Below are 15,123 nucleotides of genomic sequence, written 5' to 3'. Positions count from 1 at the left end.
TTTATCGCAGTCTTTCTATTTTATAGCCACATTTATTTTCGTAAGACTTTCACACTAAAGCCATCTAAGGAAATTGATGTATTCACTTCATCACCATTTAATATATCCTGATATAACTGATTATGGAGATTTATTTTTTTCGTTTCATTAGAAAAGTTCATTAGGAATAAAAATTCATTTTCACCATCTGTACGAATCTGGGCACTCATATCTTTTGGCAGTGGGCTGCAATCGCACGTTTCAACTCTAATTTATCAGCTAACTGTTGGTAAAAAGCCTGTTGAAAAGCATGATCATTTCTGGATGCGATATAATAAGCTTTACCTTCCCCAAAGTTATTAACGGTTAAAGCAGGTCGACCAGCATAGAAATCTGCCCCCATAATTTGCTAATGCTTCCGCTCCTTCCAAATGGATAAGATCACATAATTCTCTTGCTTCATATTCACCCTGAATTCCCAATTTATTATTACCTATCGTCTTAATTGGATTGACTTCTCCATCATATAAACCATCGATTTCTTCTGACCATATACCTAAAGTTTTACGCAATGGTCCAGGAAATCCATCTAAGAAACATAAATCATTTTCATTGACGATTCCAGACCAGTAGGTTGTAACAAACGTGCCACCGTTTTGGACAAATTTTTCAATAGCTTCACCCACACCAGGTCGGATCATGTATAACATTGGTGCCACTACCAGTTTATATTTGGAAAGGTCTTTCTCAGAATCAATAACATCTACCGCAATGCCTTGCTCCCAGAACGCCTGATAATGCTCAACAACCGTACGTTCATAGTGAACACCATTGTTACGCGGCCCTTGAGCATCTTTGACAGCCCAGCGATTTTCTGTATCAAAAACAATTGCCACTTCTGCTGCAACTGTTGTGCCAACTACCTCATCTAATTTCGATAAATCTTCACCTAAATTTTTTACCTCCTGAAATACACGGGTATGTTCATGGCCCACATGATCGACTACTGCGCCATGGAATTTTTCACTCGATCCACGACTTTTACGCCATTGGAAGTACTGTACAGAGTCAGAACCATGTGCAACTGCTTGCAAAGATGATAGAGCATGCATGCCAGGCTTTTTTAACTTACTGATCGGTTGCCAGTTTGTTAAGCTCGGTGTGCTTTCCATTAGTAAAAATGGCTTTCCATCTTTAAGGGAACGGAACCAATCATGATTCATTGCTGTGTATGCTGCAAGAAATGATGCATCTTGTTGATCATGCCATGTTGGATAGGAATCCCACGAAATCACATCGATATCATCTGCCATTTTTGCGTAATCCAATGCTTCAAAGAGTTCCATGAAATTAGCTGTTGCGGGCATTTCTGGTTTGGCCGCTTTTAAAGGTTTTATTTCATGACGATAAAAATCTAACGTTTGTGCCGTAACAAATCGCTTCCAATCCAAATTAAGTCCATGGACCATTGTCTCTCCGTGTGGCGCTGGTGATTCTACTTGTGACCAGTTAGAATAAGTATGGCTCCAAAACGTTGTCCACCACGCATCATTTAATGCGTCTAATGTCTTATATTTTTCTTTTAGCCAATCACGAAACGCATCCTGACAATAATCACAGTGACAATCACCACCATATTCATTCGATACATGCCAGCCTATTACAGCCGGATGCTCTGCATAGCGATCAGCCAATTTCGTATTCATAATGTTTGTTTTCTCGCGATAGACTGGCGAAGTATAACAATGATTATGTCTCATGCCGTGAAGATTACGCACGCGATTTTTACCTACGCGTAATACCTCGGGATATTTTTCAGACATCCATGCCGGTCTAGCACCAGTTGGGGGGGTTGCTAAAAAGGCATAGATTCCATTTCATGAAAAGTATCTAGCAATTTATCCATCCATTCAAACGTAAATGTTCCTTCTTCAGGCTCTAGCTTTGCCCATGAGAAAATCCCAACAGACATTACATTACAATTTGCTAGTTTCATTAATCGAATATCTTCTTTTAATACTTCGGGATACTTCGCCCATTGTTCTGGGTTATAGTCTGCACCGTGTAACATTTTTGGAATTTTATTGCTTACTGGATTGAATTTCATTTTATCACCTGACTTCTTCCTGTTGTTTTTGTTTGGAGAATGCATCAAGTCCGATTAACTTGTTCCCTTTATAATCGAATAAGGTTAAATGGGCCCAATTATTTTCGTGACCAACTGACCATTCCTGTTTTGAGGGAATCCAACATGGTTCCCAGTAGTAAATACCTTTGCCTAACTGATTTGGAACTTGCTTCACTGTGTCCATTAATTTTTCTAAATATGCCTTTTGACCTTCCGCACTGGCTGATAACCCGGCACGAGATGTTCACGAAAGTCTGGCGCATCGTCAACGACTGGAATGTCATCTGGTACGATCCATGGGTATGCAACTTCAACGACAATAATTTCTTTCTGATATCGAGCTGCAGTATCCACAAGATTTGCTTCAAATACTTCATATGGGCCATGCCACCATGGATAATAAGACAAACCAATCACATCATATTCAAGTTTGTATTTTTCCATTTGATCAAAGAACTTACGTGTGCCTGGATTATCGCCACCACGATCTATATGAATCATTGTTTTAACTGAATCCTCGTTAGTCGTAGCAGCTTTCACTCCATCAAGCCCTGCTTTAATTAGCGGAATAATGCCATCCCAGCTTTCCACTTTTTTATCATCTGTTTCTTGATAGATCTTTCCGTCTTCCCAAAGCATACCATTGGTTATTTCATTACCGATCTGGACCATATCTGGCATTATATTTTCCTTCTTAAAGGCTTCGATAACATCTTTTGTATAATGATATACCGCCTCAATTAGCTCGACAAAATTTAAGGTTTGCCATGCCTTTGGTTTTGTTTGTTTGCCCGGATCTGCCCAGTAGTCTGAATAATGAAAATCCAAAAGAAAATCCATATCATATTCTTTAACTCGTTTAACCATTTGTATCGTTCTTTCCAGATTACAATATCCCCCAGTGGGTGTATGCCACAAACGAAGTCTTACCGCATTGACGCCTGAACGATGCAGGATATCAATAACATCAGCAGGTTGACCATGTTCATAATATGTACCACCTTCTGTTTCGACTTCATCCACAAATGACAAATCGACACCCTTGATAAATTCTTTCTGTGTCATATTTATGTTCCTCCAAGCAAAATATTATCCTTTTGTACCACCTGCTGTTAATCCTGATATTAAGAAGCGTTGTAAAAATAAATAGATGACAGCAACTGGTATGGCAATTAAAATGGCGCCAGCAGCAAATCTTGTGAAATTATTAGAGAATTGATCATTTATAAAATTAAATAAACCGAGTGCAATTGTGAAATTCTCCGGACTTCTTAAAACAATCGAAGGCAGGATAAAATCAAATAACGGCGTCATAAAATTAAATAAAGCGACCACCGCCAAGATCGGTTTTGCTAATGGCATAATAATTTTGATAAATACGGTGAAATGCCCTGCTCCATCAATTCTGGCAGCCTCATCCAGCCCTCTAGGAATCGTATCTAAGTACCCTTTTACTAACCATGCATTAAAAGGAATTTGACTTCCAATATAAATAAGAATCAAACCTGTTAATGAATCCAATAGACCGATTAAATGTAAAAAGATATACAATGCTACCATCGCCATCATAACAGGAAACATTTGTAGAATTAAAAACGTGTATAAGCCTGACTTTCTTCCAACAAAATTATATCTGGAAAAGGAATACGCTACAAATGACGTCATAATTACAGAGAACAATGCCGTTGTTACGGAAACAATCATGCTATTTTTGTACCACAGTAAATAGTTACTGTTAGGATCCGTAAATAACCATTTATAATGCTCAAACGACCAATTCTTTGGAATAATAGATGAAGAATATAAACTGTTTCCTGGATTCAACGACATACCCAAGGCCCATATAATTGGATATATAATAATAACTGCCATAAACGCAAAAATAACATAAATACCCAATAACTCTAAATTAGATTTCAATTTTGGATGCATTACATATTGCCCTCCTCTTTAAATGAGCTGGTACGTCTAAATTGAAAAATGGCAAATATAGATACCATCAGACCAATAATTAGAGAAATAGCTGCAGCCATACTATAATTATTTGTTTCAAACGTTAGTTTATAAACCCAGGAAATTAAGATATCTGTTCCACCTGCATTTTGACCTTGAACGGCAGGTCCACCTTCATTAAACAGATATATAATATTAAAATTATTAAAGTTAGTTGTGTATTGAATGATTAATAATGGAGCAGTTGCAAACAACACGTGTGGTAACGTAATATTTCTAAATTTTTGCCACCTTGTTGCACCGTCTACCTCTGCTGCCTCATACCATTCAGACGAGATACTTTGTAATACCCCCTGAAAACAGAGCAAATACAAACGGATAACCTAACCATGTTTGAATCATAATTAATACTATTTTTGTATAAAATGGATCTGTCAGCCATGGTAGTCCTTCTCCACCAATTAGTGGGATAATAATGTCTCGATTAATAGCTCCAAATTGATCATTAAACATCGCTGCAAATATGAGAATCGAAACGAAACCAGGTACAGCCCAAGGCAAAATTAAAATCGTTCTGATTGTTTTTTTGAATTTCACGCGTTTATCATTTACTAAAACAGCAAGTAACAAACCAACCACAATTTGAAACGAAGTGGCTACAAGTGTCCATATAATTGTCCAGGTAAATACACTTGCAAATGTATTTTGCCAAATAGGTACTGTGGCTAAGTCCAGGAAGTTACCAAAGCCGATCCATTCCACTAGATTACGTGGCGGTGAATTATATAAGTCATAATTAGTAAATGCTAACGCAATAGCAAATAACAACGGAAAAACAACTGTAAAAATTAATAACACAAAGCCTGGTGCTGTCATAATATATGGAAATGCTTTATCATATAAATGTTGCAGAGACTGTTTAAAGCTAGGTACAATCCAACCATTATTAATCTTTATTGCCTGGTTCTTTGCATCCATCACATTAAATACGTAGAACACCCCCCCCGCTACCGCTATTAATAGCAAAGCAACAATACCATATACAAGTAAATAAATAGAGTGATCGACACCAGGTATTGTACCTAACGTAACAATTCCCCCCATAAACCTAACCAAAGAAATTCAAAAGTCGCTAAAATAAAGGCAATTTCCAGTAAGATGAAAGAGATTCCCTTCATATAGCGCTTATTATATATTTGACCTAAACCTGCAACAAGAATGGAAAGTACCATTGCAATAGTCGGGTTTAATTTTTTTGATTTCCTGGCAGATGTTCAATTGACTTTCCCTTTTGAACCATCTATTCCACCTCATTTAAAAGAATTCTTTATTAAACTAAAAAAATGGAGAGTGGAAAAGATTGATCTTTCCCACTCCTTGTTTATTTATTCTGACGTTCCCATTGTCGCAATATTATCTTTGATAGATTGTACAGTATCTTTTACTGCGCTTTCTACATCTGAACCATTATTAATTAGTTCGATCGCAACATCCATATCCCAAACTGGAGACATTTCAGGAATATTTGGCATTAAAGTACCATTTGGCACTTGTTCCGTATATCCAGCATAAATTGAGTCTTCTACTGCATCTAAAATTTCCGGTCTTGGCGGTAATTCACCAGTAACATCAAAGTATAGCTGAGAATTTTCATTATTTGTCATAAACTTCGCAAGATCTGCAGCCCACTCTTGATTTTCGCTATAATAAGAAACTAACCATGATTTTACTCCTACAAAGGATGGGGGGGCAACCTCACCGTTCATCATCGGTAATGGTGCTGTAGCCAAATCATCACCAAGAGCTTCTTTGTAAATTGGCATATTCCACGGACCACTTATGACCATACCAACTTTTCCTTCTTTAAATAATCCATCTAACACATCGACTGTTAGTGTTTTTGGCAGTAGTCCTGCATCAATAAACTCTTTATATTTCTTTAACCCTTCGATAGAACCTTCATTATCTAAACCAATATCTGTTGGATCATAGACACCATCTGTTTCTCCAAATACATAACCCCCCCCGTATGCATTCATAAAGGAATATAAGTAATAGAATTCAGGTGAAACCAGGAATCCATATTGATCTTGACTAGCATCTGTTAATTCCTGTGACATTGTAAATACATCATCAATTGTTTCAGGAGCACTGTCCATTAGGCTTTTATTATAATAAGCAAAATAGGTTTCAATCGCTACTGGAGCCCCCATAGATCTCACCATCGTAGGTAAATGCATCCATAGCTACGTCTGTAAAAGCAGCTTTTTCCTCATCAGTATACTCGATCGGCATTGCTAATCCTTGTGCAACAATATTACCTAAACTATCTTGTGGCTGGAAAAATAAATCAGGACCATCGCCCGTTGGTCCGGCTAATGATAATTCTTGAACTTGGTCTGGAAGTGCAACCCGTTCAAATTTCACTTCAATACCTGTTTCCTCTGTATATTTATCAAACATTTGAGCGGATACATCTTGTGCAATATCCTCATCATTTATCCATACAACTAGTTCTTCAGGCTTATCTGTTTGGCCCGATTCTTCATTACCTTGACTTTCGTCGCTACCATTATCATCATTTGCAGCTTCTTCTGCTCCTTCACGTTCTGGTGCACAAGCGGCTAATAAAAGAACAAATGATATCATTAATACTAAACCCCATAAAGTTTTGTTTTTATTCAACTTCATGACCTCCTTAATAAATTAAATTAATTATCTTAACACTTTTTATTATAAAGCGATTTCAAATTGATTAATATATCAAATTATTCTAAGTTACTTTCAAAAAACGAAACAAAGTCTGCATCATATTATTGATGCAGACTTCGATATGTACTTGGTGTAACACCTTCCCGCTTTTTAAAAGTGGTAACAAAGTGACTAACCCCCATTAAAACCAACTTGATGTGCGATTTCTTTTAAAGACAATTCTCGTGTCGTAATTAAAATACGCTTTGCTTCGCGTATTCGTAACTGAACAAGAAAGGAATATGGACTTATGCCAAATGTATCATGGAACATCGTATTTAGATGTTGTGAGCTTACTTGAGCCTTTTCCGACATTTCTAATAATCCGATATCCTGTGAATACACTTGTTCTAACCATTCTACGATCCCTCTTATTTTTTCAAACGATTGAAGGATAGATAATCGATTATTCATTTGACCGTATTTTTTTAAATACATTAAAAACTGATAGAGATCTGCTGAAATTTCATGTGATAAATGATGCGGATCCTGTTTATTTTCAAGTTTTCCAATCATTTTTTCCATATGATGCTTAAAAGAAATATTTTCCGTTTCTTCATAGAATGCAGAAAAATTCATATCCAATGCATTTAAAATTGGATCGATTGCTGCTCCCGTAAAGGTAATATAGTAGGTTTCCCAATGTACGGCCGCTTCATGATCAGAATAATACTTATGAGGAGTATAAGGAGTTAATAAAATCCCTTTACCTTGTGGTAACGCAAAGGTTTGATTAGCTAGTTCGATAATCCCTTCTCCTTTTGCCGTTTGTAGCCAATGATAATATGGATATCCTTCTGGGCGATTAAAATCTAATTCATACGGATTGTACCCAATACTTTCAATATATAACGGTAGCGGATTTTCAGACACAGAAAAAGTAAATCGCTTTTTCTCTACCACTTTAGCACAACTCCTTTCTTCGCTAGTTAAATGGGACAGTCCCTGTCCCCCATCGGTTCAAATATGTCGCTTAATATGAGTGCTACTGCTCCTAGTGCGGATCCATAATCTCCTAGGCTTGACACGTATACTGGTGTGGCCTGGGCTTTTTCTGAAATGGCTCTTTTTCTTATTGTGTTAACAATTGGTTTCAAAATAAAGTCTCCTGCCTTTGAGACACCACCACCAATAATAATCGTGCTTGGGTTACAGACATGTATAAGGTTGGTTAAAGCTATTCCTAAGTAAGTTCCAGCCTCTTCTAACAAATCTTTTGCCAATCGATCTCCTTCGACAGCCGCTAGATAAATCATTTCTGCTGTTAATTCACCATTATAATTGGTTAATTGAGTTTGATACCCTTTATCGATCATTTCCATTGCCTTTTCCGCGATAGCTGGACCTGAGGCCACTGTTTGAAGACATCCATCATTTCCACACGTGCATGTTTTGCCATGAATATCAATTGTCATATGACCAACTTCACCGGCAATACCATGTTCACCACTGTATAATTTTCCATTTATAACAAGGCCCGCACCAATCCCTCTTCCTACATTAACTGCTATCATACTGGTATTTGCGGTTTGATTTTGAAACCATGCCTCTCCAAGCGCTAAGGCTTTTGCGTCGTTTTCCACCTTCACAACCATTTCAAAGGAAGTTTCCAGAACTGATTTAATATTCATATTGCGCAAATTAAGATTGGGCGCAAACACAGATATACCTTGCTCTGAATCAACTACACCGTGCATCGCGACGCCTATCCCGATAAATTTTAATGATGTGTTACGATGTATTAAGTTTTCAACTCCTGACACAAGCATTTGGAGAAAGTTTTCTTCATCGATACCGAACTCTACAGGTTTTTCAAGCTCATCCACAATTTTCCCCCCCGACAAATCAGAAATAACAAATTGAACATCACTTGGACCTGCATCTATACCAATTATGTGAAATCCGCTTGTATTTAATACCAACAATGTTGGTTTTCTGCCACCTTGTGAAATTCCTAACTGGCTTTCTTTAATAAGACCTTGTTCTAACAATTCTTTCACTATCGTCCCAACGGTCGGTGGTGTAAGCTGTGTTTCCTTTGCGATTTGCGCTCGGGAAATCGATCCTTCTGAACGGATTTTATTTAAAATAATTGATTTATTTAATGATTTCATCCATTGAAAACTTCCACGTTGCATCTTTTTCCCAACTTTCTTAATATACTTTACTAAGTATACCATATTCTTTACTGGTCATTAAGTAGTTGCCATGATCAACATCATTTTCCTCCAATTGATGATCTAATTTTCATTCGTTCATAGTATATTGAAACTGCGAAGTAACTGATTTGACAACAGTATTTAGATAACTGTAAATCCAACGCTGCGGAAAAACACTCCCTTTCCTAGGGGGGGTGCGGCATCAGCTAACTTTGAAAAGAAGGGCACTTTTCAAAGTGGATTTTCTGCTCGCACTGATCCCTCAGGAGTCTCGCATTTTTCCTCCGCTTTGGGTAGAGTTCTGTTCGAATAAGATGAAATAAGTAGTGATATCAATAAGTTAACTGTCACTAAAGTTGTAGAACACAATTGAAGCGTAATCCATTTACGCAGACTCCTGCGGGAACAGCGCGAGCTGAAAATCCCGCAGGAAAGCGATCTTTGCTTTCCGAGGAAGTTGAAGCCGTGCCCGCGGAAAGCGAAGTAAATGGACGGAGCTTTTGCGTTACACTTATCACATTTTCAAAATTGTCTCTAGTTCACAGTTTGTGTCTTCTTTTCTAAAGATTTCTCTTTTGTATAAAAACGAGGGATGGAAAAAATCCATCCCTCGTTTTTTAATACGGTCCGCGAATATGATCGTGAACTTCATTTTTATAAAAAGACGCTAATTTTGTTAATTCTGGTTCTGAGAATTCGGGCACATTCACAGCTGCTAGATTATCCTCAATCTGTTTCACGTTTTTGAATCCTGGAATCACAGATGAAATAGCATCATGGCTTAATATCCACTTTAACGCAGCACGTGTCATATTACCACGCCCTTCTGCAATCCATTCTAATTGTCTGCTTAACTCTACCCCCCTTTTTCAAAAGGCAGACCGGCAAAAGTTTCACCCACATTAAAGGCTTCACCATTTCGGTTGAATTGACGATGATCATCTTCTTCAAACTTATGATCTGTTGAAAATTTACCAGTTAACAAACCACTTGCCAATGGAACTCTTGCCAGAATTCCAACATTCTTTTCTTTTGCGACTGGAAATAATTCGGTCACAGGTTTCTGCCGGAAAATATTAAAGATAACCTGTAATGCTGCAACATTTTGGTTTTCCATTGATACTAAACCTTCTTCTACTGTCTCCACACTTACCCCCCCATAGTGGCGAATTTTCCCTTGTTGTTGTAATTTATCTAACACTTCAAACACTGCTCCATCACGCAATATTTCAATTGGTGGACAGTGAATTTGTATCAAATCAAGTTGGTCACGTTGCAACCGTCGCAAGCTATTTTCTACATATTCAGTGACAGATGCTTCCGAATAGGTTTTTGGATCATTAATATCACCAGCACGACAAAATTTAGTTGCAATATGAATTTTATCTTCTTTACCCTTCGTTGCCTTTGCCAATAATTCTTCACTGCGTCCATCACCATAGACATCTGCTGTATCAAAAAAGTTCACACCAGCATCCATGGCACGTGCAAGTCCATTTAAGGCATCTTCATCATTCGTTTTTCCCCCCCATGAACCACCTATTGCCCATGTTCCAAAACTTAATTCACTAATTTTCATATCCGTTTTTCCAAATTGACGGTATTGCATAAAATCTCTCCTTCTCTATTCTTCCTCATTAATATTGACATAATCACGCCAGTTGTGAACAGGCTGCCAACCTAATACCTCTTTCGCCTTTTTGTTACTTAATAAGGTTTCATAACCTTGTATTGGTTCACGAAAATCGACTACGTTTGGAAAACAGGTTTCCATTAATTCCATACTGGTAATATCCATACTAGAGTTGTCAGCAGCGATATTTACCGCTGCGATTCCTATTTCACCCTTTTCTACCGCTAAGCGATAAGCTGTCGCGGCATCACGTGCATCAATATAGCTCCATAGAATTGGTTTTCGCAACTCAGGCTTATGAATAAAATCAAGAAAATTCGCATACATATGCGGCGCAATAATATTACCAAGTCGTAATGACACTATTTGCATGCCTGTCCGTTGATGAATCGCTTCTGCTGTTTGTTCATTTATTATTTTAGATAATCCATAGGAATCCTCTGGAAATCTTGGGTGCTCCTCATCAATTGGCACGTATAATGGTTCTAGGTTATGTTTGGTAAAGACAAAACCATAGGAGGCTTCACTGGAGGAAATCACTGCTTTTTTAATTCCTAACGCTCCCGCAGCTTCTAAAATATTATAAGTGGACATGACATTATTTCTAAACGTTACTTCGTTCGGATGAGAATATGCTACTGGAATCGCTGCTAAATGCACTACTGCATCTGCTCCTTCTAACACCCCCCCATACACTTCTCCCAAATCTGTTAAATCCATAATAATTGTTTTACATAAAGGGTTTGCTGGATGCTTTTGATCAACGTTTAACACTTCATAACCATGGTCAAGAAATTCCTGAACCACAGAAGGACCCAAAAGACCACTTCCACCTGTAATTACTACTTTTGTCATACTGATGTCCCACTCCTCATATGTTGATTACGCTTTCAAACTACATTATACGCTCCTTTTATGAAGATGAAAAAGAATTTGCTTAACCTATACGAACAAGTATCATGGAACGATGTATTCCATTACTATTTTTAATATTCTATCGCTCTAAATAAAATGGTTTGATATGATAGAAAATACAAAAGGTAATGAATGCAGTCAAATCTTATTTGAATGTTACAGCAAATAGAGGGAGGTCTACCTTATCTATGCAAGAATTTTATAAGGTATTAATAGTAGACGATGAAATGTTAATCCGTCAGGGTATCATAAATTATATTGAATGGGAAAATGAAGGATATAAAATTATTGGAGAAGCCTCGAACGGAGAAGAGGCAATGCAATTGATGGCTAGTGATCATCCACATATACTCATTACAGATATTGTTATGCCGGGGATGGATGGAATCGAACTCGTCAAAAACGTAAAGGAATTCTATCCGGAAACCGAAATAATTGTGTTAAGCAGTTTTGAGAATTTTGATTATGTCAAACAAACTTTTCAAAACGGCGTTGCTGATTATATCTTAAAACCTAAGCTAAATACTGAAGAACTTTTGCAGACCTTAAACAGAGTGACACAGTCTCAAAAAAATCACTGCCAATCAATGAAGCACACCCTTCAATAGAGAATATTCTGTTAAAAATTATTGAAGGATATCAATCGAACAGAGAAATGGATTATGTCCAAGAACAATTTGAGAAATGCAACTATGTGCTTGTGGAGGCTTTTTGGAATCAAAGGACGGATAACCAATTATCACAAAAAATCATAGAACAACAATTAAAATACTACTTAAACATCGACAATCTATATCATATCCCTATAAAAAAAGATAGTGCTTTATACATTGTTAATTTCAGTGAAGAGTCGATTGAACCGATAAAAGAAGCAATTAATCATAGTGATAAGAGAATTGCCGCTAAACAATTAAAGTGGATTATCAGTGCTCCATTTCGCTCATTACGAGAGTTGCAGGAGGTTTATCAAAATAATCATAAGAAAATACAGCAATATCATTTTTATTTGCCTGATCGTCGTATTCTTTCTTATGATGAATTACCTGATCCAATTGACGAACGGGTAAGCTTTGACTTAAATCATCTGATTTATTTATTCAAACGTAAGCAGTTTCAGGAAGCCTTCATCTACTTAAATGAACATATAGGAATATTATCAAATCGCTATGATACAGATGTATTTGAGTTTCAATCCTGGTTAGAGAACATTACGTTCAATATTATTGTATTACTCGGTAACATGAACTATAACATTAAGGAGCTTGAAAAAGAAAAGTATGCGTACTTTACGGAAATTAATGATGCTTTTCATGTACGGGATGCGATCTCTATCTTTGATTCATTTCTATCTAAAGTTGAGAAACAAGTTGCACCTGAAACGGGTGAAACAATGTCAAATATTCAATTACTGTTAGATTACATTGAAGAACATTATGACAATCACCTGACATTAAGTACATTAGCTAAACATTTTCATTTCAATCCATCTTATTTATCCAGTTACTTTAGTAAACACCATAAAGAGGGTTTTAGTGAGTATTTAAATAACGTTCGGATAAAAAACGCGATAAACATGTTGGCATCCACGGATATGTCTATTTCTGCTATCAGTGAAGCAGTTGGATATTCTGATCCAAGTTATTTCACAAAGGTTTTTAAAAAAATCACCAACACATCACCTAGCACCTTTCGCAAAGTAAATCAACAACAGAATTGAGGCTGTTTCTAATATGAAGAAACTCATTCGCATTATTCAGGCAAATAACTTATTCATAAAAATCTTTCTGGTCATGGTAATCAGTGTTATCGCTGTATCCATCATGATCACCTATAACAGTATTCGAATGTCGACTAATCTCTTTCTTGATACATTTAGTATTACCAATTCAAAAATTATGGACCAGATTACAGAAAGGTTCAACTCGTTCACCAATTCTATTGTTTCAGCATCAATAGAAGTGGATACAAATGGAACCATTAAGCAGCTATTACTAGCAGATCATGATACTGCCGTTGAAAAATCCACTTATTATTATCATATGACATATGAAATGAACCGGATCTTTGCCGAAGTTGATCCTAATGATGCAAATATGGTAATTTTAAGCAATAAGCAAGACCTTTTTAATATGAATTATGTTAAATGGCCAGTAAACAGTGAACTGCTGGCAAATCATGAAATTATAGACCGTGTTGAAGCGAGTAACAATGATATTGTCTATCAATTTGAAGATTCAAAAGTGACCAATGGAGTTCCGATGATCATTGCATCAAAAGCCTTGAAACTGCAATCTGATTACATATATGGCTATTTGTTTTTCTCTTTAACAGAATCTGATTTAAGAGAATTCTATGAAAGCTATACGAGTGCTGGAAATAATGTCTTATTAGTAACACCAAAAGGGAAAATTGTCTCTAGCAATCAGAGAGAACTTATTGGTAACTCCTCTATAGAACTTTTAAGTTATGCAGAAGGTTTCGATGGCAAGGGATTAGAATATCGTCGAGTTAATGTTTTTGGACAGGACTATGTATTTCTGTCTCAGTACATCCCAAGCATGGATGTTTATCTTGTCAATTTAATTGATCAGGAAGTTGTTGCAGATAATGTCATTAACTCAAAAGAAATTGTCATGATTGCCATCGCCATTGTGGGCCTCTCTGTCTTAGTTGCTTTCCTTATTTTACGTAAAATGACGGTTTCAATCAGTAAACTTGTGCGGCAGATATCAGATATGGCAAGATACCAGTTTAATAAACCGTTAAAAGAAACAGGCGGCTATGAAACAAGAAAAATCGCCAAAGCCTTTAACTATATGCTGAATGAATTACAAGATTATGTAAAAATTTTGATGACTACCCAGGAAAAACAACGCAAGGCCGAATTAGAAGCATTACAGCATCAGATTAATCCTCACTTCATTTATAATACGTTGGCTTCGATCAAATTTATGATACGGCAGGAGAAAAAAGAAACAGCTTCGAATACGATTGATTCCTTTATATCATTGCTCCAAAATTCTTTAAGTAATGTAGATGAAAGGATTACTGTAAAGCAAGAATTAGAAAATTTAAAGAGCTATGTACAGATAAACCAAGCGCGTTACGGAGACCGTATTAAAGTTAATTACTTAATTTCACCAGACTGTTTAGAACTGTATTTGCCAAAATTAGTGATCCAGCCATTTATAGAAAATGCCTTTTTTCATGCTTTCACAAAGAAAAAATCAGGTTTTATTCAAGTATTGATTGCAAATAGGGAAAATCATTTGATATGTGAGGTAATCGATAATGGCGATGGCATGGTATCTGATCAACTTGATAACAAGACCATTAAAACAAAAGAGAAACGGCAATTATTTAGTGGTATTGGAGTAAAAAATGTGCATGAACGCATTCAATTATTATACGGAAAGGATTATGGTGTAGAAATAGAGAGTGAGGAAACACAAGGAACAAAAGTAGTAATTACACTTCCAATAAATAACTGATAATATTCACTATCTAAAAAAAGTACCAAACATAAAAATAATACTTATATTTTCATGAAGCTTTGTGCATTCTAAAAATAGTCTTAGTTTTTACTAAAGATCGTGCAAGAGCTT

Annotated in this window: 11 protein-coding genes and 3 pseudogenes; 3 read left to right on the top strand and 11 right to left on the bottom strand. The window is 36.4% G+C overall.

The window, feature by feature from the left end:
• Positions 1-32 precede the first annotated feature (32 nt).
• From JCM21714_RS04540 to JCM21714_RS04500, 11 genes and pseudogenes are all read right to left on the bottom strand, one after another.
• A pseudogene (locus JCM21714_RS04540) lies at positions 33-2,086 on the bottom strand (beta-galactosidase).
• 4 nt (positions 2,087-2,090) lie between these two features.
• Positions 2,091-2,291, bottom strand: coding sequence for a glycosyl hydrolase 53 family protein (locus tag JCM21714_RS23740; RefSeq protein WP_369403463.1), 201 nt, complete (start codon positions 2,289-2,291; stop codon positions 2,091-2,093).
• Between the two features lie 8 nt (positions 2,292-2,299).
• Positions 2,300-3,172, bottom strand: a complete 873-nt coding sequence (locus JCM21714_RS04535; protein ID WP_369403462.1) for a glycoside hydrolase family 53 protein — start codon at positions 3,170-3,172, stop codon at positions 2,300-2,302.
• Positions 3,173-3,196: 24 nt separating this feature from the next.
• A complete protein-coding gene (locus tag JCM21714_RS04530; protein ID WP_035722169.1) occupies positions 3,197-4,039 on the bottom strand; it encodes a sugar ABC transporter permease in 843 nt (280 codons plus the stop codon).
• A pseudogene (locus JCM21714_RS04525) lies at positions 4,039-5,292 on the bottom strand (carbohydrate ABC transporter permease). Before JCM21714_RS04525 ends, JCM21714_RS04530 begins: the two are co-directional and overlap by 1 nt.
• A gap of 153 nt (positions 5,293-5,445) precedes the next feature.
• Positions 5,446-6,285, bottom strand: coding sequence for a sugar ABC transporter substrate-binding protein (locus tag JCM21714_RS04520; RefSeq protein WP_268748282.1), 840 nt, complete (start codon positions 6,283-6,285; stop codon positions 5,446-5,448).
• Complete coding sequence (locus JCM21714_RS22735) at positions 6,251-6,745, bottom strand: extracellular solute-binding protein (protein ID WP_268748281.1); 495 nt, start codon at positions 6,743-6,745, stop codon at positions 6,251-6,253. The genes JCM21714_RS04520 and JCM21714_RS22735 overlap by 35 nt, the downstream gene beginning before the upstream one ends.
• Positions 6,746-6,943: 198 nt before the next feature.
• Positions 6,944-7,714 (bottom strand): AraC family transcriptional regulator, encoded by a 771-nt coding sequence (locus JCM21714_RS04515; RefSeq protein ID WP_235182607.1) that lies wholly within the window; start codon positions 7,712-7,714, stop codon positions 6,944-6,946.
• Positions 7,715-7,740: 26 nt separating this feature from the next.
• Entirely contained in the window at positions 7,741-8,949 is a 1,209-nt protein-coding gene (locus JCM21714_RS04510; protein WP_035722167.1) for an ROK family transcriptional regulator, read from the bottom strand.
• 638 nt (positions 8,950-9,587) lie between these two features.
• A pseudogene (locus tag JCM21714_RS04505) lies at positions 9,588-10,579 on the bottom strand (aldo/keto reductase).
• 15 nt (positions 10,580-10,594) lie between these two features.
• A complete protein-coding gene (locus JCM21714_RS04500) occupies positions 10,595-11,458 on the bottom strand; it encodes an NAD-dependent epimerase/dehydratase family protein (protein ID WP_035722166.1) in 864 nt (287 codons plus the stop codon).
• A gap of 248 nt (positions 11,459-11,706) precedes the next feature.
• On the opposite strand from JCM21714_RS04500, the gene JCM21714_RS18065 reads away from it, so the two are divergent.
• The 3 genes from JCM21714_RS18065 to JCM21714_RS04490 are packed head-to-tail and all read left to right on the top strand — an operon-like array spanning position 11,707 to position 15,009.
• Positions 11,707-12,126: a response regulator gene (locus JCM21714_RS18065; protein ID WP_052000388.1), complete on the top strand. Its 420-nt coding sequence runs from the start codon at positions 11,707-11,709 to the stop codon at positions 12,124-12,126.
• A gap of 47 nt (positions 12,127-12,173) precedes the next feature.
• Positions 12,174-13,235: a helix-turn-helix domain-containing protein gene (locus tag JCM21714_RS04495; protein ID WP_052000387.1), complete on the top strand. Its 1,062-nt coding sequence runs from the start codon at positions 12,174-12,176 to the stop codon at positions 13,233-13,235.
• Positions 13,236-13,248: 13 nt separating this feature from the next.
• Positions 13,249-15,009: a sensor histidine kinase gene (locus tag JCM21714_RS04490; protein ID WP_035722164.1), complete on the top strand. Its 1,761-nt coding sequence runs from the start codon at positions 13,249-13,251 to the stop codon at positions 15,007-15,009.
• Positions 15,010-15,123: the final 114 nt, after the last annotated feature.

It is taken from the genome of Gracilibacillus boraciitolerans JCM 21714 (assembly GCF_000521485.1).
Classification (GTDB): Bacteria; Bacillota; Bacilli; order Bacillales; family Amphibacillaceae; genus Gracilibacillus; species Gracilibacillus boraciitolerans.
The sequence above is the reverse complement of the archived record's forward strand: the minus strand, read 5'-3'. Positions and strand labels throughout refer to the sequence as shown.

Coding starts and splice junctions, on each gene's coding strand:
- JCM21714_RS23740 (WP_369403463.1), bottom strand. CDS start 2,291: ATGGACACAGTGAAGCAAGTTCCAAATCAGTTAGGCAAAGGTATTTAC.
- JCM21714_RS04535 (WP_369403462.1), bottom strand. CDS start 3,172: ATGACACAGAAAGAATTTATCAAGGGTGTCGATTTGTCATTTGTGGAT.
- JCM21714_RS04530 (WP_035722169.1), bottom strand. CDS start 4,039: ATGCATCCAAAATTGAAATCTAATTTAGAGTTATTGGGTATTTATGTT.
- JCM21714_RS04520 (WP_268748282.1), bottom strand. CDS start 6,285: ATGGTGAGATCTATGGGGGCTCCAGTAGCGATTGAAACCTATTTTGCT.
- JCM21714_RS04510 (WP_035722167.1), bottom strand. CDS start 8,949: ATGCAACGTGGAAGTTTTCAATGGATGAAATCATTAAATAAATCAATT.
- JCM21714_RS04500 (WP_035722166.1), bottom strand. CDS start 11,458: ATGACAAAAGTAGTAATTACAGGTGGAAGTGGTCTTTTGGGTCCTTCT.
- JCM21714_RS18065 (WP_052000388.1), top strand. CDS start 11,707: ATGCAAGAATTTTATAAGGTATTAATAGTAGACGATGAAATGTTAATC.
- JCM21714_RS04495 (WP_052000387.1), top strand. CDS start 12,174: ATGGATTATGTCCAAGAACAATTTGAGAAATGCAACTATGTGCTTGTG.
- JCM21714_RS04490 (WP_035722164.1), top strand. CDS start 13,249: ATGAAGAAACTCATTCGCATTATTCAGGCAAATAACTTATTCATAAAA.